This window comes from Enterobacter sp. BIDMC 30, assembly GCF_000534355.1.
Classification (GTDB): Bacteria; Pseudomonadota; Gammaproteobacteria; order Enterobacterales; family Enterobacteriaceae; genus Enterobacter; species Enterobacter ludwigii.
The window spans coordinates 3,439,333-3,458,222 of record NZ_KI973169.1; the positions used below are offsets into that span (position 1 = coordinate 3,439,333).

Sequence of the window (18,890 nt, forward strand, 5' to 3'; positions counted from 1 at the left end):
TTAATTGTTAAGAACATTGACCCGAATATTTTCAAGGTGAGCGTGACGTCTGACGACAACCTCCGCTTCTTTCATTTTTGACCATTCAGCAATAATATTTTTTGCCTTTACTTCATCGGTCATATCGACAGCATTCACTTCGACTGCCACATCCCCTTTTTTCAGTCCTGAATGGCTATAAAAGGAAGAGGCATTCCGGGGATTAATGGCATAGCCTTCCAGTTGGCCTTTTTCGACAACCGGTTTTAATACCAGATAATCATTCAGATGCAGCATGTCTGCGCCTGCATCTTTTGTCGATTTGGTTACCGAGCCGCTATCAACGCCGCCCTTGAAATAATCTGGTTTCTTTAAGGCCAGCGTCTGCGTGATGCCTTCATAATTCACGACGACACTGTCTTTGTTAATTTCCTGAATAAAGGCATCGTTAAAACCGGTCAGCGGCTCCCCTTCGCGGTAGCTCTTCTGGCCCGCGGGCGTTTTAATAACGGCGAAGGAAAGCCAGGGGTCATCACTGCGCACAATGCCTTCTATTTCCGCCGCCAGCGGGGCTTTTAGCGCAGCCGGCCCAGTGTCCTGACGTGCTGCCGCCGTGAAAAGCGTGAATGTTTTCTCTTCGCGGCGGTTTTTCAGCGGCTGCGCATCAGAGTTAGCCAACCTATTCGTAACCTTTTTATAATCTTTAAACGTGAAATACCCTTGCTGGCCGCTAAAAATTAACAGCGCCAACATCATGCAAGGGGTTATCCACCGTGACAGAAATGAGAACCTCATTTTTCATCTGGCCTTTAACAAAGCGAAAATAAGCAGCATCACGCTGCGACAAAACGTGTGAAGAGAGTAATGAGACGCGGTGAATACGACCATCGACTTCGCCACCAACTTTAATAAAGAAAATTATTGACCGTCTAAAATCGAGGTGTTAGGACATTTCTGCCGGATATTTTTACCCAGTTGAAAAATTGATCGCCCCGTCTCCTTACCGTAATTTCACGACCTGTTGCTATTCCTAATCAGAGACGGTAAGTCGTTATGTATCAGAGCCACTTTACTTTTAAAACCCCGCCCTTCAGGAAGGTCACCCGCTTATCCGGGGATTTTCTGGTGCCTTATCATCAGGACGTCTTTAACCTGCTGAAAGAGAAAACCCAACAGGCGGGAATATGCGGGCTCTTTAGCGATGATACCTCGCTGTTGGGCCAGTTCAGCGATGCGCTGAAAAACAGCGACAACCGCGTTCTTGCCATCAACGCGTTTCCAAAACTGAGCGCCAGTAGCCTGCTGTACAAGCTCAGCCCGGACACGAAAGCAATCGCCAGCCGTATTCAGGCGGTCGATACCGTGCTGCAGCAGTGGCAAGCCGGGAAAACGCAGGCCACCGTGCTGGTCATTTCCCATACTGAAGCCATGAAAGAGACCTGCCGGACGGTGCTGGGGATGTTGCTCACCCGTGCGCAGGAGCTGGGGTTTCATTTATCGGTGGTGCTGACGGGCACGGAAAATCAGGCGGCGCGGCTACAGCAATCTGATCTGCGTGAATATGTGCATACCCACCACACCTTGCGCCCCCTGACCTGCCGTGAATATCTCAGCTACGTGCAGGCGCAGTGCGAAGAGCACGGGGGCGAAAGCTCGCCGTTATCCCCGGCGCGCGTGCGTAAGATGCACGCAATGACAAAAGGGAAAATCAGTGAACTGAATGCGCTGGCGCACCTGTCGATGCTCGCGGCCTGGACCGAACGCGCAAGCCAGGTCAGTCCGCGACATTTACGCCTGGCGGCCGCAGAGGTGCTGCCCGCGAAAAAACAGGGTAAGCGTCTGGCAACGGTTTCACTGTTTGCCTCTGTGCTGTTCGCGGCTTGCGGCTGGTATTTCACCGCCTCAATGACTGCTCGCCTCCCGGTTACGCTGCCGGTCCCGATAAGCTGGAAACACCCGGCCGCCCCCGTTCAGGCCCCCGTTGTGCCGGTTATCGACAAGGAAATAGTCAATCAGCCGGACGCGATGCATCAGCTTTATCTGATGTGGGGGTATGACGCCTCGGCGGACGATGCGCTGTGTCAAAACGCGGTGAAGGTAAACCTGATGTGTAAGCAGGGAAATGCCTCTCCGGATGCGCTGGCAGGCGAAGGTTATCCGTGGGTGAGCGAGCTCAAAACCGGCAATCATCTTAACTATGCGGTGGTCGCCCGCGTCGGAGAAACCTCGATGGACCTGCTGATGAATAACCGGACCTGGCAGGTCAGCCGCAGCTGGTTTAACCGGCATGCAACCGGAAACTATACGCAACTGCACCGCCTGACGCCGGAAGGTAAAGACGCCATCAGCGCAACCAGTGACGGCAAAGAGATGAGCTGGCTTGATCAGCAGCTGAGCCAGGCCCTTTCTCAGCCTGAAACCCACGCTCAGCGCTGGACTGCGGAGATGATGAAACGCACTCGCGCGTTCCAGCAAAAAATGCATCTGCATGTGGACGGTATTCCCGGCGAAGAGACATTGATGCAGTTAATGCGGGAAACCAACACCACGCCGAGCGTATTGATCCAGGCTTCGCATGCAATACCGGATGCGAAAATGCAGGAGAAGCATTCCTGATGTCTACTATCAGCCTTGCGGCTCAGCGCAGTTACACCACCGGGGAAGCGGTCTGGTTTTCATATCGTCTTCCCGGACTGAGACACGTTTTTGCCCACACCGTTTTAGGACTCCTGGGTCTGTGCGCCATGCTGATGGCCGGGTTGTACGCGCATGTGTATTGGGATCTGCGCCACCCTGCCCCCGCCCCCATCAACGCGAGCAGCGCCAGACCGGAAATACAGCTTTCAGATATGCATTATGTGTATGTGAGCAAACCCTTCCCGCATCCGCACCCTAAACCTGCGCCGGTGCATGAGGATATGCCTGCCCTGCAGGATCTGCCGATTAACGGCGATGATACCGACTGGCAGCAGGCGCCTGAAGGAGCGGCTCAGCACGATACCGCGCGGGATACGTTACCCGGTACCGGGGCACACACCGACGCTTCTGCACGGGCTGGCAGCGACAGTTCCTCATTAACAGAATTGTTTAAGCAGGCGTTAAAAGAACAAGAGCAGGATTATTCGCAAGGCAAAATTCCCGCGCCGCCGGTTGACGAAACGCAGGATATTTCCCGGTCCCCTTTACGTCATAAAGGAGACCGGCTGGAGTAATTAATATTTTTCAGGCAAGGATGTCAGGTTAAGGAGTCGCCCCTTTTCCACCACAATATACTGACCTTTTTTCAGGTCGGAGAGAATTTTAATAATGGTACTGCGTGCCAGGTTGGTGTATTCCTGAATATAGTCATATATATTGATATCACGCTGATGCTGAACAATCAGTTCATTAATCTCGTATAAAAATTCGCGCACTACCGAATAGGCGCTGCGGGCAACCAGCACATCGTCACGCTTGCTCAGCATACAAATATACCAGGAGAGCACTTTCGTCAGTTCCGGCCACAGATTGTTTTCAGTCATTAGCTGGGCGAAGGCCTCTTTTTTTATCGAGCGCACGACGGTATTCGACCGAATGAGGCCATACATGTGCGTGGCGCTGTAAAACATAGAACAAAGCCCAAATATACACGGCCCCTGAACGGTGAACATGCACAGTTCATCAGATTCGCGGCGGAACTCAACGTCGCCACTGACGATAATATGAATATACTGTGAATCACTGGTAGATATTTTCTGCCACTTTTTTAACGTCTTCTCTTCAAATCCTGACGTTGCAGAAATAATTGCGTTGACTTCGTTTTGCGGACGTAATTTTTTACCGTAGATGCTTAACATTATTATACCCAATTTAAGATGTGAAATATAAAACTCAGGATTAAGACGTAAGGCCTCAACCCAGGAATATTTTCCTGATGAAACACTCAAGGAGAAAATAAAAACAGAAATTGTTTACGTTAATTTGCTGCTTTACTTAGCAAGCTATGTGTCCATCTTAAATCCGGATAATTTTAAGTCAATTAACTAAAAATGAATTGAGTTTGTACTTAAGATTAATCTTACTTAAATTACGCGAAAAATACTTACGAGGGGGTATCCCGCAGGATCACCCCTGTCCGTACTTTTCCAGAAGCGCTTCAGCGATGGCCAGCGTTTCACGGTCAGCCACACCATTCCACAGCTGTGGACGGAAGTGCATTTGAAACGCGGTAATCACTCTTTTCTGCTGCTGGGCTGTGGCAGCCTCAGGCACTTCATAGCCATACCGCGCTAACAGATCGAGCAGCAGTGCGCTGTCCACTTCCTGATAGCGTGGCTGCCCATTGAGATAAAAGTTGACGCGGTCCGGATCGGGCCAGGCACCAATTCCCTGCTGCGCCAGTTCGCGCCAGGGGAACAGCGGGCCGGGATCGTCTTTACGCTGGGGGGCAATATCAGAGTGCGCGACGACGTTCTGCGGCTTAATGTCGTAGCGGGCGATAATGTCTTTGGCGAGCGGGATCAGAGCAGCAATTTGCGCCGGCTCGAACGGGGTGAAGTGTTTTACTCCCGCCGTTTTTTGCCAGCCCCGGTTTTCCAGCTCAATCCCCACGGAGGTGTCATTAATACGGTTGGTGCCACGCCAGAAGCTGATGCCGGCATGCCATGCCAGTTCACTCTCCGGTACCAGCTGCCAGATACGCGGTTTGCCCTCAGGGGCAGGCGGTTTGGCGGGGATCAGGTAGTGAGAGCTGACATTCTTGTCGGTTAACGTCGCCAGCGAGCTGTCAAAGTCATCGGCGGTGTAGTGGATCACCAGCACCTTTATACGCGGGTAAGCCGCCTGGGCCTGATGGCGGGTATCCAGCTCATAGGCACCTTTATCAATAATGCCTTTTTCCGTGGCGCACCCTGCCAGCAACAGCGCCAGCAGGAGTGTGGCAAGCGAGCGCTTCATCGACGGGTTTTCACCGCCGTACCGCTTACGCTCACCATCAGCATGCTGGCATCTTTACCGACCGTTTCGTAGTCAATATCGATGCCTACCACGGCATCTGCACCCAGCGCCTTGGCCTGTTCGCCAAGCTCTTTAAACGCAATTTCGCGGGCTTTGCGCAGCTCTTTCTCATACGCGCCAGAACGTCCCCCCACGATATCGCGAATGCCGGCAAAGAAGTCCCGGAAAATGTTCGCGCCCAGTATGGCTTCGCCGGTGACCACGCCGCAGTACTCGGTAATAGGTTGCCCTTCCAGGGTAGGCGTTGTTGAAAACTGCATACTTTCTCTCCTTCTTTAGCGTTCAATGCCTTAGGTACAGCATTATCGGTTCGTTACGCTATGATTGAAAGGATAGTTAATAAATAAGGAAATCAACATGCGCTATTCAGCTTTAACACTTTTCGTGCCCTGCGCGCTGGTGCTCAGCGCCTGCACCACCACGGTCACGCCAGCCTTTAAGGATATTGGTACCCGCAGCGGCCCATGCATTGAGGGCGGCCCGGATACCGTGGCACAACAGTTCTATGATTACCGCATACAGCACCGCAGCAATGATATTACCGCCCTGCGACCGTATCTGAGTGACGGCCTGGCGAAACTGCTGAGCGACGCCACCCGCGATCCGCAGCATAACGCGCTGCTTAAATCCGATCCGTTCTCCAGCCGCGCCACGCTGCCTGACAGCGCCGAGGTCACCAGTGCTTCAACGATCCCAAACACCGATGCGCGAAACATTCCCCTGCGCGTCAAACTGACCCAGGGAACGCAGACCTGGCAGGATGAAGTGCTGATGATCCGTGAAGGTCAGTGCTGGGCGGTGGACGACGTAAGGTACGTCGGTGGCAGCGTTCACGCCCCGGCAGGCACGCTCCGCCAGTCGATAGAAAACCGCTAAGCCTCCCGTTTAAAAAGCGTTAACCCCGTAAAATGTGCGGCATTTCATGCGGAATGCCGACATTTATACTCGCCGACATTGCCGCTCGCTATTTTGTGCTATGTTTAGAGGGTATTGCGGGTTATATTTAACTTTTAACGCAGAAATATTGCATAACTATTCTGTCAACGGTACTATCTGCGGCCTCAATTGCTATAGATTGCCTGGATGAGTAAAGACTGCCCCGATGAGTATTAAACTAAACGGCATTAACTGCTTCTACGGCGCACACCAGGCGCTGTTTGACATCACGCTGGACTGCCCGGAAGGCGAAACACTGGTTTTGCTTGGCCCAAGCGGTGCAGGTAAAAGCTCCCTTCTGCGTGTCCTTAATCTGCTTGAAATGCCCCGTTCGGGTACGCTGGCTATCGCCGGTAACCATTTTGATTTCGCGAAAACACCGTCTGATAAAGCGATTCGTGAACTGCGTCAAAACGTTGGCATGGTCTTCCAGCAATACAATCTCTGGCCGCATCTGACCGTACTGCAAAACCTGATCGAAGCCCCGTGCCGCGTGCTGGGCTTAAGTAAAGATCAGGCGATCGCGCGTGCGGATAAGCTGCTGGAGCGTCTGCGCCTTAAGCCTTACAGCGACCGCTATCCGCTGCACCTCTCCGGTGGTCAGCAGCAACGTGTGGCGATTGCCCGTGCGCTGATGATGGAGCCTGCGGTACTGCTGTTTGATGAACCGACCGCGGCGCTAGATCCCGAAATTACCGCCCAGATCGTGAGCATCATTCGCGAGCTGGCGGAAACCCATATTACTCAGGTCATCGTAACCCATGAAGTGGAAGTGGCGCGCAAAACGGCCAGCCGCGTGGTCTACATGGAAAACGGGTATATCGTTGAGCAAGGTGATGCGAGCTGCTTCTCAAACCCGCAAACCGATGCGTTCAAAAACTATTTATCTCATTGATTGTGTCAGGGGAAATGATAATGAAAAAAGTATTACTTGCCGCGCTGCTCGCCAGCGTCACCCTTTCCGCTACCGCAGCCCAGACGATTCGTTTCGCGACTGAAGCGTCTTATCCTCCGTTTGAATCCATTGATGCGAACAATAAAATTGTCGGCTTTGACGTGGATCTGGCAAACGCCCTGTGTAAAGAGATCGACGCAACCTGTACCTTCAGCAACCAGGCGTTCGACAGCCTGATCCCAAGCCTGAAGTTCCGCCGTATCGACGCCGTTATGGCCGGAATGGATATCACCCCTGAGCGCGAAAAACAGGTTCTGTTCACTACCCCTTACTACGACAACTCCGCCCTGTTTATTGGTCAGAAAGGCAAATTCACGTCGGTTGATCAGCTGAAAGGCAAGAAAGTGGGCGTGCAGAACGGCACCACGCACCAGAAATTCATCATGGATAAACACCCGGAAATCACCACCGTTCCGTATGACAGCTACCAGAATGCGAAGCTGGATCTGCAGAACGGTCGTATTGATGGCGTGTTCGGCGACACCGCCGTGGTGACCGAGTGGCTGAAAGCCAACGATAAACTGGCACCAGTGGGCGATAAAGTGACCGACAAGGATTACTTCGGCACGGGTCTGGGTATTGCCGTTCGTCAGGGCAACACTGAGCTGCAGCAGAAATTCAACGCTGCGCTGGAAAAAGTGAAGAAAGACGGCACCTACGAAACCATCTACAAAAAATGGTTCCAGAAGTAATTCCTGATGAATGAAATTTTTCCTTTAGCAAGCGCCGCCGGGATGACCGTCGGCCTTGCCGTTTGCGCACTGATTATCGGCCTTGTGCTGGCGATGATCTTTGCGGTATGGGAATCAGCAAAATGGTTCCCTGTCGCATGGGCCGGCTCAGCGCTGGTCACCGTGCTGCGTGGGCTGCCTGAAATTCTGGTGGTCCTGTTTATCTATTTTGGCTCCTCGCAGCTGCTGTTAACGCTGTCGGACGGCTTCACCTTCAATCTGGGTGTGGTGCAGATCCCGGTGCAGATGCAGATTGAGAACTTTGACGTCAGCCCGTTCCTGTGCGGCGTGATTGCCCTCTCTCTGCTCTATTCCGCGTATGCTTCGCAAACCCTGCGCGGTGCGCTGAAAGCGGTTCCGCAGGGACAGTGGGAGTCTGGCCAGGCGTTAGGCTTGTCGAAATCGGCGATCTTCTTCCGTCTGGTGATGCCGCAGATGTGGCGTCATGCGCTGCCCGGGCTGGGTAACCAGTGGCTGGTGCTGCTGAAAGATACCGCGCTGGTAAGCCTGATCAGCGTGAACGATTTAATGCTGCAAACCAAAAGTATCGCGACCCGTACCCAGGAGCCGTTTACCTGGTACATCGTGGCAGCGGCTATCTACCTGGTGATCACGCTGGTGAGTCAGTACATCCTCAAGCGCATTGATCTGCGTGCGACGCGCTTTGAACGGAGACCAGGCTGATGCTTGAATATTTTCCGGAGCTGATGAAAGGGCTGCACACCAGCCTGACGCTGACCGTCGCATCGATCATCGTGGCGCTGATCCTGGCGTTGATCTTTACCATCGTCCTGACGCTAAAAACGCCGGTGCTGGTATGGATTGTGCGAGCCTACATAACCTTGTTCACCGGTACACCGCTGCTGGTGCAGATCTTCCTGATTTACTACGGCCCGGGTCAGTTCCCGTCGCTGCAGGAGTATCCGGTTATCTGGCACCTGCTTTCTGAGCCATGGCTGTGCGCCCTGATTGCCCTTTCGCTGAACAGTGCGGCCTATACCACGCAGCTGTTCTACGGGGCTATCCGTGCCATCCCGGAAGGGCAATGGCAGTCCTGTGGTGCGCTGGGCATGAGCAAGAAAGACACGCTGGCTATCTTGCTGCCGTACGCGTTTAAACGTGCGCTCTCCTCCTACTCCAACGAAGTGGTGCTGGTTTTCAAGAGTACGTCTCTGGCCTACACCATCACGCTGATGGAGGTCATGGGCCACGGGCAGCTGCTCTACGGACGCACCTACGACGTCATGGTGTTCGGTGCCGCGGGCGTGGTCTATCTTGTGGTGAACGGTTTGTTGACGCTGATGATGCGCCTTATTGAGCGTAAAGCGCTGGCGTTTGAGCGCCGTAATTAATCACCGATTTGCATAAATTTTATTGACGAAGACGGGCAAGTCTAACGACTGCCCGTCTTTTTTTATGGGTTAAATAATATTTAATCATTTTTATTGAATATAAATTCATTAAATGGCATTGTATTTCCATGCCGCAGACACGGCGCATAAGACAGACTGACAGACGGGAGCATTACAATGAAAAAGTTAGTTCTGGCCGCTTTACTGGCCACTTTCGCCGCTGGCGCATCAGCTGCAGATAAAATCAACTTCGGCGTTTCGGCCACCTATCCGCCGTTTGAGTCGCTGGATGCCAGCAACCAGATTGTCGGTTTTGATATCGACCTCGCCAAAGCCCTGTGCAAACAGATGCAGGCCGACTGCACGTTCACTAACCATGCGTTTGACAGCCTGATCCCGTCGCTGAAATTCAAAAAATACGACGCGGTGATCTCCGGGATGGACATCACCCCAGAGCGTAGCAAGCAGGTCACCTTCACCGACCCGTACTACGCCAACTCGGCGGTGGTCATTGCGAAGAAAGGGGCTTACACATCCTTTGACCAGCTGAAAGGCAAACGCATTGGGATGGAAAACGGCACCACGCACCAGAAATACCTGCAGGACAAACATCCTGAAGTGAAAACCGTGGCCTATGACAGCTACCAGAATGCCATTATCGACCTGAAAAATGGCCGTATTGATGGTGTCTTCGGTGACACTGCGGTGGTGAACGAGTGGCTGAAAACCAACCCACAGCTGGGCACCGCGACCGAAAAAGTGACCGATCCACAGTACTTCGGTACGGGCCTGGGCATTGCGGTGCGTCCGGATAACAAAGCCCTGCTGGAAAAACTGAATGGCGCGCTGAAAGCAATTAAAGCTGACGGCACGTACAAGAAAATCAGCGATCAGTGGTTCCCGCAATAACAGCTTTTGTCGGGTAGCCTGGCCTACGGGGGTGGTCTGTAGGCCGGGCAAACCCGGCAATTTCACAGTGGAACAAAGAAGCGAAAGCGAGCCCCGTTCGTGGACTCCATCAGCCTGATCCCCCCGCCGTGCAGTTCCAGCATGCGTTTCACAATCAACAGCCCCAACCCGCCACGGTTTTCCCGTGATGCCTGCGGATTTAACGCCGAAGGACGCTCAAACAGATCGTTGCGAAGAGAAGCATCAACGCCGGTTCCATTATCAGCCACCTCAACCTGTAGCTGCGCGTTCTCCTGCCAGACCGCCAGACGGACCTCTCCACCGGTCGGCGTATGCCGTATCGCGTTATCCAGCAGGTTAGTCACCACCCGCTCAATCATCGAGACATCGGCATTCACCAGCGGCAACGGGCCCGGTACATCAATGCGCAGGTTCACCTCCCGCGTGCGGGCCGTGAGTTCAAATTTCTGCGCCACATCTGAAATCAGCTCACCCATGGCAAAACGCTCGCGCTGCGGTTTGATGCCGCCGTGCTCAAGACGCGCCAGTTCAAACAGCTGCTGCGAAAGATGACGCACTTTCTGACCCTGGCGCAGCGCCGTGGCGAGATACTGCTGGTGCTCCTGCGGCGTCAGCGTCGCGGATTTCAGCGACAGCGTTTCGAGATAGCCCAGCAAGGAGGTGAGCGGCGTGCGTAAATCATGCGAAATATTGGCGATAAACTCCCGGCGCTGACGATCGCTGTCGGCCAGCTGATCCCACTGCAGGGTGATTTTACGGGCCAGCTCGATAAACGTATTGCGCAGCGTGGCCACTTCATCCTTTACCGTGGTTTCTGTAGGCTGCGCCGCCAGCTGCTTAATGGCGCTAATGCTGTCCTGCTCCAGCCCGGCCACTTCCTGCGTAAGACGTTTGACCGGACGCGTTACCCAGTACCAGACCAGTAACCCCGCCAGCACACCAAACAGCGCGACCCACATCAATGACCACAGGACGGTGCTCCAGAGCGCCTGATGCCAGGCCATCTCCGCCAGCGCGTTTGACTCTTCGCCCTGCAGAATAATGTACAGATAGCCTTTCAGCTCTCCGTCCTGACGCAACGGCGTTGCGCTGAAAACCTTTTTGTTCTGGCTTCGCGGGTCATCGCCCAGTACCGGCCGTGCGGCATCACTGAGGAAAGTCTGCACCGGCCCGAGGTCGATTTTTTGCCGCTGGATATGCCCCGGTGGCGCGGCGTCAGCCAGCAGTTCGCCATCAGGCGAGACAACGTACAGCTCGACGCTCGGATTGAAGGTCATCAGCCGGTCAAAGAGCGGTTTCAGCGCGTGGCGGTCAACCCTGCCCTGCGCATCCAGAATCGGTTCCCGCTGGACAATCTGCTGCGCCAGGCCACCTGACAGCCGCTGCACCATCGCATTACCGTACTGCGTGGTGCTGTAAAGTTGCACCGCGCAGGCGATGGTCGCACAGAGCGTCAGCAGCAGAATAAACAACAGCGTCAGGCGCTGGCTCAGGCTAAAGCGGCGCATCGTTTGGCTCCGCAAATTTGTAGCCTTTGCCCCAGACGGTGCGAATGATCTCCGGCTCGGCGGCGTCCTTCTCAATCTTGATGCGCAGGCGGTTAATGTGGGTGTTGACGGTGTGTTCGTAACCTTCGTGCTGATAGCCCCAGACCTGTTCCAGCAGCGCCAGACGCGAGAAAACTTCACCGGGATGACGGGCAAAAAAGTACAGCAGTTCAAACTCGCGCGGGGTGAGATCCACCACCTGGCCGTGCAAAAGCACGCTGCGCGCCAGCGGGTCGAGCGTCAGGCCGTGAGCCTGAATATTCCCGGCACTTTGCGCCTGCCCCATCGCCTGCTGGCGCCGGAACAGCGCCTTGATACGCGCGATCAGCTCCTGTACCGAAAACGGCTTGGCCAGATAATCGTCCGCCCCGGTTTCCAGCCCGGTAATGCGGTCGGTTTCGCTGCTGCGGGCGCTGATGATGATCACCGGCAGATAGCGGGTCATCTGGCGGATGCGACGGCAAATCTCCAGACCGTCGACGTTGGGGAGCATTAAATCGAGGATCACCGCGTCCCACGGCTGCTTCTCGAGGCGCTGTAAGGCATTGCCCCCGTCGGGCTCGTGGGTGATGGCGTAGCCTTCATCTTCTAAGTTGAGGCGCAGAAGCGCCGCGATATCGTGGTCATCTTCCACCAGCAGGATCTGCTTCATGGGTAAGCCTTCTTCAATTCTGATGAGATAAGCTTACCTGATTTCGCAGGCGGACAGAGTTCACATTTTGTTTAAGATTTAACGAGTAGCGTCAGGACTTCATAATGCGCGGTATGCGGGAACATATCGAACAGCTGGACGCGTTCAATGCGGTAGCCCGGCAGCGTCGCGATATCTTTTGCCATCGTCTGCGCGTTGCAGCTGGAGTAGACGATGTAGTCCGGTGCCATCTGGCTCAGATAGTCGCACAGCGCTTTCCCGATGCCCCGGCGCGGCGGGTTCACCAGCACCAGTTCAGGCACATTGACCTGCCCCGTCGCGAACTGCGTGGAGTCCAGCGCCTGGAAGTGCAGCCGGGTCAACCCAAGCTCTGCGGCAGACTGTCTGGCACAGGCAATCGCTTCGGCGGAGATCTCAATCCCGGTAAGCTGCATGTCTGGCGTGGCGCAGTGCAGACCGAAGCCGCCCACCCCGCAGAACAGATCCCACATATGATGGATATTTAACGCCCGCACCCAGTCACGGGCGGTGGCATAAAGCGCACTCGCGACGGTCGGGTTGGTCTGGAAGAAGCTTTGCGGACGGATCCACAGCGGTACATCGTTGAACGTTTCTGCCAGCGCATGCTGTTCGGTGAAGAAGATCTCCCGCTCCCCTTCCATGATAGCCATATGCACCGGCTGAATATTCGCGGTGATAACGGTTAACTGCGGAAGCTGTTGCTGAAGCCATGGCAACGCCGCGCGAAGCTGCTCCACCTTGGCTTCTGAGCGCAGAACAAAGCGCAGCATCATGCTGCCGTCTACCTGGCTTTCGGTAAGAAGAAGGTATTTCAGCTCGCCGCGCTTGCGGGCAACGTTATAGGGCGTTAACCCGGCACGGGCAATAAACGGTTTGAGCGCAGCAAAGACCGGCGCAAACGAGGCAGGATAAAGCGGACAGTCGGTTAAATCTTCAGGCGTACCCTCGCGATGCAACATGCCCAGCAGCGGTTTTTCAACGCTGCCGCTCACCACCATTTTGGCTTTATTACGAAAGCCCTGCTCCGGCCCGCTGACGGGTGCGCACCATTCGCCCACGGCATGGTCTGCCAGCAGGTGTTGCAGGTCGGCCATTTTGGCGGTGAGTTGCTGAGAAACCGGCTGTTCTATCCACTGACAGGAGCGGCAGCGACCGGCGTCATAGAGTGCGCACTGCATATCAAAACCTTAAGAATCACGAGGGCTGCGATTATACACATTATTGCAGCTGGAAGAACCGCCGACTGGAAGCAGGCACGAACAGGAAGAACAGCACCAGCATATCCGGGAGTTTTTGCAGAAACAGCGAGTGCAAAATCTCGCGTTTTGATCCACCCGCAATGCTGAACAGTTCCGGATAGCCATACCCCAGCGAGGCGGCCCACAGATAGCTCGCCGCCGTAATTTGCGTCAGCAAATAGACCCAGCGTGCCCAGTTGCGTCCTCTGACCAGCGAAAATGCGCAGTAAATCTCGATAAACACCAGTACCAGGCTGCTCAAAAAGACCAGCGTCAGGTTCCACGTCTGTACGCTGCGGTGAATGAATTCAGCCATACCGCGCACACCCAGGGTGTTAAGGATCATCAGCACATCAAGACAGCGGATCATAATAATAGCGAGCGCCGCCACCTGCACCAGTGCAGGAACGTTTGGACGAGCGTGCGTAAGACGTGATTTTTTTAATAATCCCAATGTTTTACTTCCCTGAAAAACAGTGCCGCGTCATGCGCGGCACATCACTGGAAATTTTAAATCCTTCAGCCGCGTCTTGCACGCTGGATATCACGCACACGTTGTTTTTCCGCGCGCGCCATCAAATACCAGGCGATAAATCCGACAATTCCGACCACCCCGAGGATAATCGAGGCCAGGGCGTTAATCTCCGGATTGACCCCCATGCGTACGCTGGAGAAGACCAGCATAGGCAGCGTCGTCGCGCCCGGTCCTGAGACAAAGCTGGCGATAACCAGATCGTCGAGCGACAGCGTAAACGCCAGCAGCCAGCCGGAGATCACCGCCGGCATAATCATCGGCAGCGTGATAATGAAGAAGACCTTCAGCGGCGTCGCACCGAGATCCATCGCCGCCTCTTCAATGGAGCGGTCCAGCTCGCGCAAACGCGAAGAGATAACCACCGCCACGTACGCGGTACAGAAGGTGACGTGTGCCAGCCAGATGGTGAGCATGCCGCGATCTGCCGGCCAGCCAATGGCATGCGCCAGGGCGACGAACAGCAGCAGCAGCGCCAGACCGGTGATAACGTCTGGCATAACCAGCGGCGCGGTGATCATAAAGGCAAAGCCGTTCGACCCCCGAAAACGCCCGAAGCGCACCATGACCAGCGCGGCAATGGTCCCCAGCACGGAGGCCATCGTGGCCGCCAGCGCGGCGATGGTCAGGCTCAGCCCCACCGCGCTCATCATCGCGTCATCATGGAACAATTCGCCGTACCAGCGCGTCGACCAGCCGGCCCATACCGTTACCAGTTTGGAGCTGTTGAACGAGTAGATCACCAGCATCAACATGGGTGCATACAGGAAAGTAAAGCCAATCACCAGGATGGCAATTCGCCACGGGGAGCGCACTACCGGTAAGTTGTTCATCCGTGGTCTCCCATCTGTTTCTGCTGATGTTTGTGGAACCACATGATCGGTACGATCAGCAGGAGCAACATCACGATCGCCACCGCAGACGCCACAGGCCAGTCGCGGTTATTAAAGAACTCCTGCCACAGCACACGCCCAATCATGATGCTGTCCGGGCCACCGAGCAGTTCCGGGATAACAAACTCCCCTACCGCCGGGATAAAGACCAGCATCGACCCGGCAATAATGCCGCCCCGGGTCAACGGAACGATAACGCTGAAGAAGGTTTTAAGCGGACGGGCACCAAGGTCAAGCGATGCTTCCACCAGCGAATAATCGATACGCGTCAGCGCCGTATAAATTGGCAGCACCATAAACGGCAGATAGGCGTAAACAATCCCGATATAGACCGCGAGATTGGTATGCAGGATTGTCAGGGGCTGATCGATAACCCCAAGCCACATCAGGAAGTTATTCAGCACGCCGTTGTTTTTCAGGATCCCCATCCACGCGTAGACGCGGATCAGGAACGAGGTCCATGACGGCAGGATCACCAGCAACAGCAGAATGTTGCGAGTCGACGATTTACTGTGCGCCACGGCCCATGCCAGCGGGTAACCCAGCAGCAAACAGCAGATCGTCGAGATCGCCGCCACCTGCAACGACTGCAGATATGCTTCGAAATAGAGCGGATCTTCCGTCAACTGCAGGAAATTGCCGAGGTTAAGGGTCAGCGTCAGCTGTCCGTCAGCCCAGTCCAGCAGGTTGGTATAGGGCGGGATCGCCCGCGCCATTTCCGCCAGGCTTATCTTAAAAACAATCAGGAACGGCAGCAGGAACAGCAGGATCAGCCACACGTAAGGCATGGCAATCACCAGCTTGCGTCCGTGGTTCATCTGCATACGCGCCAGCCAGTGCGCAAAGCCACCCGGTTTTTCAACGCGGGCTGGAGGTTCTAAGGTACTCATTGTCCGCTCCTTATACCGTCAGCACTACACAACTGTCCGCATCCCAGCACAGGCGCACTTCGTCGCCCCAGGTCGGCTGTCCCTTGCGATAACGATGTTCGTTCTGCAGCTGGGCGCTGAGCATCTGCCCGCTTTTCAGACGCACATGGTAGATGGAGAGGTCGCCCAGGTAAGCAATGTGCACCACTTCCCCGACGGCGAAGTTAAAGCCATCGGCCGGTGGATCTTCGCACAGCATGATCTTCTCCGGGCGGAGCGCGACATACACCGGCACGTTATCCACCACCGAGCTATCCGGATCGACCTTAAGCGGATGCTGCAGCCGCGGCGACTCGATCACCAGACCGTCTTCCTCGCGCGATTTCAGCAGCCCTTCGAAGACGTTGACCGACCCGATGAACTCCGCGCTGTAGCGGGTGGTCGGATGCTCATAAATCTCTTCCGGCTCGCCAATCTGTACGAACTTACCGCGGTTCATGATCGCAATACGCCCGGCCATGGTCATCGCCTCTTCCTGGTCGTGGGTAACCATCACGCAGGTCACCCCCACGCGCTCAAGGATATCCACCACTTCCAGCTGCATACGGTCACGAAGTTTTTTATCCAGGGCACCCATCGGTTCATCGAGCAGCAGCAGCTTTGGCCGTTTCGCCAGGCTTCTGGCCAGCGCCACGCGCTGACGCTGGCCACCAGAGAGCTGATGCGGTTTACGCTTCGCGAACTCCTGCATGTGCACCAGGCTGAGCATCTCTGCCACGCGGGCGGTGATTTCGGCTTTCGGCAGTTTGTCCTGCTTAAGACCAAAGGCGATATTCTGCTCCACCGTCATATGGGGGAAGAGCGCGTAAGACTGGAACATCATGTTTATCGGGCGCTGATACGGCGGCACGCGGGAGAGATCGACACCATCCAGCATGATTTGCCCGGCGGTAGGCTGTTCAAAACCGGCCAGCATACGCAGCAGGGTCGATTTACCGCAGCCAGATGCGCCCAGGAGGGCAAAAATTTCACCTTTGTAGATAGTCAGGCTGACGTCGTCCACGGCATGCTGACCATCGAAAGATTTGGTGAGGTTACGAATTTCAAGAAGCGGGGTCAGCGCTTTACGGACTTTCGCCTGCGGGCGGGGGATCGCGTCATTCACGGGGTGCTCTCCGGCAGAAATCAAAACTGGTGCAAACGCACCATCAGGGTGCGCATCGTCGGGCGGCGCTCACGCCAGCCCGACCGACGGGTTTAGCAGGCCCGGTGAGCGTTTTCGCCACCGGGCAACCGTACCGGACGCCGTTATTTACCGCTTTTCACTTTGGTCCACGCACGGGTACGTACGCGGTCAATTTTTGGATCCTGAACTTTCAGGGTGAACAGCTTGGCAAACACATCCGCCGGCGGATAGATAGCCGGATTATTGCGGATCTCTTCGCTGACCAGCGGCACAGAGGCCTTATTGCCGTTAGCGTAGTAGACGTGATCGCTGATATGCGCGATGACTTCCGGACGCATCAGGTAGTTAAGGAACTGGTAAGCTTCGTCTTTGTTTTTCGCGTCAGCCGGCATGGCGAAGACGTCGAAGAACGCCAGCGCGCCCTCTTTCGGAATGAAGTAGGAAACATTCACGCCGTTTTTGGCTTCTTTGGCGCGGTTAGCCGCCTGCCATACGTCCCCTGCCCAGCCAATCGCCACGCAGATGTCGCCGTTTGCCAGGTCGTTGATGTACTGCGAGGAGTGGAAGTAACGAATGTTCGGACGCAGCTTCAGCAGCAGATCGGTTGCCGGGCCGGTGTAATCATCGGCCTTGCTGCTGTTAGGATCTTTGCCCAGGTAGTTCAGTACGGTGGCGAAAATCTCTTCTGGCGCATCCAGGAAAGAGACGCCGCAGCTTTTCAGCTTCTCAAGGTTTTCCGGCTTCAGCACCACGTCCCAGCTGTCGAGTTTGACATCTTTACCCAGCACCGCTTTGACTTTATCGACGTTATAGCCAATACCGGTGGTCGCCCACAGATACGGCATCGCGTATTTGTTGTCTGGGTCATGCTTGGCGACCAGCTTAAGCACTTCCGGATCGAGGTTTTTCCAGTTCGGTAATTTGCTCTTATCGAGCGGCTGGAAAACACCTGCCGTCAGCTGACGCTCAAGGAAACTTGCGGAGGGTACCACCAGGTCAAAACCGGTACTGCCCGCCATCAGTTTCCCTTCCAGCACTTCGTTGGAATCGAAAACGTCATAGACCACTTTAATGCCGGTCTCTTTTTCGAAATTAGCGACGGTATCCGGCGCGATATAGTCAGACCAGTTATAAACGTGCAGCGTTTTTTGTTCCGCAGCGAGCGTGCCGGCAGAGACGGCCATCAGAGCACCCGCAACCAGACCCGATAACCATTTTTTATTCAAGGCGATCATATCGTTATTCCTTCTGAAAGCTCGTTAACAAACGAACTAAAACTGTGCAATCTGAAGATATGCAATAATCATGCATAGTTTGTCGCTCTGCACGAAATAAAAAGAAACCTCTTTACCCGGCAGGATCCGCTCGCTTTTTTAAGCATCGCAAGAATAACTGTAGCCCGTGTCTCCGGCTATAGCCCAGACGAAAAAACGCCTTTTATCAATTTTTTATGCAGGTTATGTCTACGTGATAAGTCGAAATGGCGTTTGGGGAGGTGAAAAATTCTTTAAAGAAAGGTTAAAAGCAGCAGAAAAAATGGCGTTATGCAGCCGCTATGGCAGCGACTGCGCAAAAGTCAGACAGGCTTAGTGAAGAAAATTGGGAGATGCATCATTATTCTCTGCATCATCTTCCGTGCTATACAGCAGATGGTGCGCATTCGCTTCCATCATTACCATCGAAATTTGCTCTTCACTCAAGCGCATAAACCAGGAGAACTGCTTGAATGAGAGGCCGGCACCGGAGAATAAAGACTGGCAAACGACCAGTTTTGGCAGATTATCATCCTGTATATCGAGAAATGCTTTCACCGTCAAAGAACTGGCGTTGATGGCCGACAGGTCAGAGGCCAGGGCCAGCAGCGCAGACGGTTTCACTTCGGCCAGCGCAGAGAAGAGGATCACGTCGTTAATGAGATCGATTTTGGCATCGAAAATACCATCGAAATTTTGCATATGAGGCAAATGCAGCGCCTGGCAGGAATCACATTCAAAGAAAGTGATACCGGCATCATCGAGCCATTGACGTAACGTATCCAGTGTTGGAACGACCTGTAAATCCATCGCTGTGCAGC

21 protein-coding genes are annotated in these 18,890 nt (G+C 54.5%); 8 read left to right on the plus strand and 13 right to left on the minus strand.

Annotation, left to right across the window (positions count from 1 at the left end):
• Window positions 1-732, minus strand: a complete 732-nt coding sequence (gspC, locus tag L466_RS06205; RefSeq protein WP_032682037.1) for a type II secretion system protein GspC — start codon at window positions 730-732, stop codon at window positions 1-3.
• A 300-nt stretch (window positions 733-1,032) separates the two neighbouring features.
• Here gspC and L466_RS06200 point away from each other — a divergent pair, with 300 nt between their 5' ends.
• A complete protein-coding gene (locus tag L466_RS06200; protein WP_032681355.1) occupies window positions 1,033-2,595 on the plus strand; it encodes an ExeA family protein in 1,563 nt (520 codons plus the stop codon).
• Window positions 2,595-3,191 (plus strand): hypothetical protein, encoded by a 597-nt coding sequence (locus L466_RS06195; RefSeq protein WP_032681356.1) that lies wholly within the window; start codon window positions 2,595-2,597, stop codon window positions 3,189-3,191. Before L466_RS06200 ends, L466_RS06195 begins: the two co-directional genes overlap by 1 nt.
• Here L466_RS06195 and L466_RS06190 read toward each other — a convergent pair whose 3' ends face one another.
• The 3 genes from L466_RS06190 to L466_RS06180 form a co-directional block, all read right to left on the minus strand.
• A complete protein-coding gene (locus tag L466_RS06190; RefSeq protein WP_032677768.1) occupies window positions 3,192-3,815 on the minus strand; it encodes a helix-turn-helix domain-containing protein in 624 nt (207 codons plus the stop codon).
• A 268-nt stretch (window positions 3,816-4,083) separates the two neighbouring features.
• The gene (locus L466_RS06185; RefSeq protein ID WP_032677767.1) at window positions 4,084-4,914 is read right to left on the minus strand and encodes an N-acetylmuramoyl-L-alanine amidase; all 831 of its coding nucleotides are present in this window, start codon (window positions 4,912-4,914) and stop codon (window positions 4,084-4,086) included.
• The gene (locus L466_RS06180) at window positions 4,911-5,234 is read right to left on the minus strand and encodes a heavy metal-binding domain-containing protein (RefSeq protein ID WP_006174327.1); all 324 of its coding nucleotides are present in this window, start codon (window positions 5,232-5,234) and stop codon (window positions 4,911-4,913) included. Before L466_RS06180 ends, L466_RS06185 begins: the two co-directional genes overlap by 4 nt.
• Window positions 5,235-5,331: 97 nt before the next feature.
• On the opposite strand from L466_RS06180, the gene L466_RS06175 reads away from it, so the two are divergent.
• From L466_RS06175 to artJ, 6 genes are all read left to right on the plus strand, one after another.
• Window positions 5,332-5,850, plus strand: coding sequence for a lipoprotein (locus L466_RS06175; RefSeq protein WP_014169325.1), 519 nt, complete (start codon window positions 5,332-5,334; stop codon window positions 5,848-5,850).
• 226 nt (window positions 5,851-6,076) lie between these two features.
• The gene (gene artP / locus L466_RS06170) at window positions 6,077-6,805 is read left to right on the plus strand and encodes an arginine ABC transporter ATP-binding protein ArtP (RefSeq protein WP_014169324.1); all 729 of its coding nucleotides are present in this window, start codon (window positions 6,077-6,079) and stop codon (window positions 6,803-6,805) included.
• 20 nt (window positions 6,806-6,825) lie between these two features.
• The gene (gene artI / locus L466_RS06165; RefSeq protein ID WP_020884864.1) at window positions 6,826-7,557 is read left to right on the plus strand and encodes an arginine ABC transporter substrate-binding protein ArtI; all 732 of its coding nucleotides are present in this window, start codon (window positions 6,826-6,828) and stop codon (window positions 7,555-7,557) included.
• 6 nt (window positions 7,558-7,563) lie between these two features.
• Window positions 7,564-8,280 carry an arginine ABC transporter permease ArtQ gene (gene artQ, locus L466_RS06160; protein ID WP_032681357.1) on the plus strand — a complete coding sequence of 239 codons (717 nt, stop codon included), beginning with the start codon at window positions 7,564-7,566 and terminating at the stop codon, window positions 8,278-8,280.
• Window positions 8,280-8,948, plus strand: coding sequence for an arginine ABC transporter permease ArtM (gene artM / locus L466_RS06155; protein WP_014169321.1), 669 nt, complete (start codon window positions 8,280-8,282; stop codon window positions 8,946-8,948). The genes artQ and artM overlap by 1 nt, the downstream gene beginning before the upstream one ends.
• Before the next feature lie 177 nt (window positions 8,949-9,125).
• A complete protein-coding gene (gene artJ / locus L466_RS06150) occupies window positions 9,126-9,857 on the plus strand; it encodes an arginine ABC transporter substrate-binding protein ArtJ (protein WP_020884865.1) in 732 nt (243 codons plus the stop codon).
• 62 nt (window positions 9,858-9,919) lie between these two features.
• On the opposite strand, the gene L466_RS06145 is transcribed toward artJ, so the two are convergent.
• From L466_RS06145 to L466_RS06105, 9 genes are all read right to left on the minus strand, one after another.
• On the minus strand, window positions 9,920-11,386 hold the full coding sequence (locus L466_RS06145; RefSeq protein WP_032681358.1) for a sensor histidine kinase: 1,467 nt from the start codon (window positions 11,384-11,386) through the stop codon (window positions 9,920-9,922).
• Window positions 11,373-12,077, minus strand: a complete 705-nt coding sequence (locus tag L466_RS06140; protein WP_014169317.1) for a response regulator transcription factor — start codon at window positions 12,075-12,077, stop codon at window positions 11,373-11,375. Before L466_RS06140 ends, L466_RS06145 begins: the two co-directional genes overlap by 14 nt.
• A gap of 71 nt (window positions 12,078-12,148) precedes the next feature.
• A complete protein-coding gene (rlmC, locus tag L466_RS06135; protein WP_032681359.1) occupies window positions 12,149-13,276 on the minus strand; it encodes a 23S rRNA (uracil(747)-C(5))-methyltransferase RlmC in 1,128 nt (375 codons plus the stop codon).
• Window positions 13,277-13,316: 40 nt separating this feature from the next.
• Entirely contained in the window at window positions 13,317-13,790 is a 474-nt protein-coding gene (locus L466_RS06130) for a YbjO family protein (protein WP_032681360.1), read from the minus strand.
• 65 nt (window positions 13,791-13,855) lie between these two features.
• Window positions 13,856-14,701 carry a putrescine ABC transporter permease PotI gene (gene potI, locus L466_RS06125; protein ID WP_020884869.1) on the minus strand — a complete coding sequence of 282 codons (846 nt, stop codon included), beginning with the start codon at window positions 14,699-14,701 and terminating at the stop codon, window positions 13,856-13,858.
• Window positions 14,698-15,651 carry a putrescine ABC transporter permease PotH gene (potH, locus tag L466_RS06120; protein ID WP_014169313.1) on the minus strand — a complete coding sequence of 318 codons (954 nt, stop codon included), beginning with the start codon at window positions 15,649-15,651 and terminating at the stop codon, window positions 14,698-14,700. The genes potI and potH overlap by 4 nt, the downstream gene beginning before the upstream one ends.
• 10 nt (window positions 15,652-15,661) lie before the next feature.
• Window positions 15,662-16,795, minus strand: a complete 1,134-nt coding sequence (gene potG, locus L466_RS06115; RefSeq protein ID WP_050594882.1) for a putrescine ABC transporter ATP-binding subunit PotG — start codon at window positions 16,793-16,795, stop codon at window positions 15,662-15,664.
• Between the two features lie 143 nt (window positions 16,796-16,938).
• A complete protein-coding gene (gene potF, locus L466_RS06110; RefSeq protein WP_014169310.1) occupies window positions 16,939-18,051 on the minus strand; it encodes a spermidine/putrescine ABC transporter substrate-binding protein PotF in 1,113 nt (370 codons plus the stop codon).
• A gap of 351 nt (window positions 18,052-18,402) precedes the next feature.
• Window positions 18,403-18,879: a YbjN domain-containing protein gene (locus tag L466_RS06105; protein ID WP_020884871.1), complete on the minus strand. Its 477-nt coding sequence runs from the start codon at window positions 18,877-18,879 to the stop codon at window positions 18,403-18,405.
• Window positions 18,880-18,890: the final 11 nt, after the last annotated feature.

Excerpts from the sequence above, each read along its gene's own strand:
- gspC (WP_032682037.1), bottom strand. The coding sequence starts at position 732 with ATGTTGGCGCTGTTAATTTTTAGCGGCCAGCAAGGGTATTTCACGTTT.
- L466_RS06200 (WP_032681355.1), top strand. The coding sequence starts at position 1,033 with ATGTATCAGAGCCACTTTACTTTTAAAACCCCGCCCTTCAGGAAGGTC.
- L466_RS06195 (WP_032681356.1), top strand. The coding sequence starts at position 2,595 with ATGTCTACTATCAGCCTTGCGGCTCAGCGCAGTTACACCACCGGGGAA.
- L466_RS06190 (WP_032677768.1), bottom strand. The coding sequence starts at position 3,815 with ATGTTAAGCATCTACGGTAAAAAATTACGTCCGCAAAACGAAGTCAAC.
- L466_RS06185 (WP_032677767.1), bottom strand. The coding sequence starts at position 4,914 with ATGAAGCGCTCGCTTGCCACACTCCTGCTGGCGCTGTTGCTGGCAGGG.
- L466_RS06180 (WP_006174327.1), bottom strand. The coding sequence starts at position 5,234 with ATGCAGTTTTCAACAACGCCTACCCTGGAAGGGCAACCTATTACCGAG.
- L466_RS06175 (WP_014169325.1), top strand. The coding sequence starts at position 5,332 with ATGCGCTATTCAGCTTTAACACTTTTCGTGCCCTGCGCGCTGGTGCTC.
- artP (WP_014169324.1), top strand. The coding sequence starts at position 6,077 with ATGAGTATTAAACTAAACGGCATTAACTGCTTCTACGGCGCACACCAG.
- artI (WP_020884864.1), top strand. The coding sequence starts at position 6,826 with ATGAAAAAAGTATTACTTGCCGCGCTGCTCGCCAGCGTCACCCTTTCC.
- artQ (WP_032681357.1), top strand. The coding sequence starts at position 7,564 with ATGAATGAAATTTTTCCTTTAGCAAGCGCCGCCGGGATGACCGTCGGC.
- artM (WP_014169321.1), top strand. The coding sequence starts at position 8,280 with ATGCTTGAATATTTTCCGGAGCTGATGAAAGGGCTGCACACCAGCCTG.
- artJ (WP_020884865.1), top strand. The coding sequence starts at position 9,126 with ATGAAAAAGTTAGTTCTGGCCGCTTTACTGGCCACTTTCGCCGCTGGC.
- L466_RS06145 (WP_032681358.1), bottom strand. The coding sequence starts at position 11,386 with ATGCGCCGCTTTAGCCTGAGCCAGCGCCTGACGCTGTTGTTTATTCTG.
- L466_RS06140 (WP_014169317.1), bottom strand. The coding sequence starts at position 12,077 with ATGAAGCAGATCCTGCTGGTGGAAGATGACCACGATATCGCGGCGCTT.
- rlmC (WP_032681359.1), bottom strand. The coding sequence starts at position 13,276 with ATGCAGTGCGCACTCTATGACGCCGGTCGCTGCCGCTCCTGTCAGTGG.
- potI (WP_020884869.1), bottom strand. The coding sequence starts at position 14,701 with ATGAACAACTTACCGGTAGTGCGCTCCCCGTGGCGAATTGCCATCCTG.
- potH (WP_014169313.1), bottom strand. The coding sequence starts at position 15,651 with ATGAGTACCTTAGAACCTCCAGCCCGCGTTGAAAAACCGGGTGGCTTT.
- potF (WP_014169310.1), bottom strand. The coding sequence starts at position 18,051 with ATGATCGCCTTGAATAAAAAATGGTTATCGGGTCTGGTTGCGGGTGCT.
- L466_RS06105 (WP_020884871.1), bottom strand. The coding sequence starts at position 18,879 with ATGGATTTACAGGTCGTTCCAACACTGGATACGTTACGTCAATGGCTC.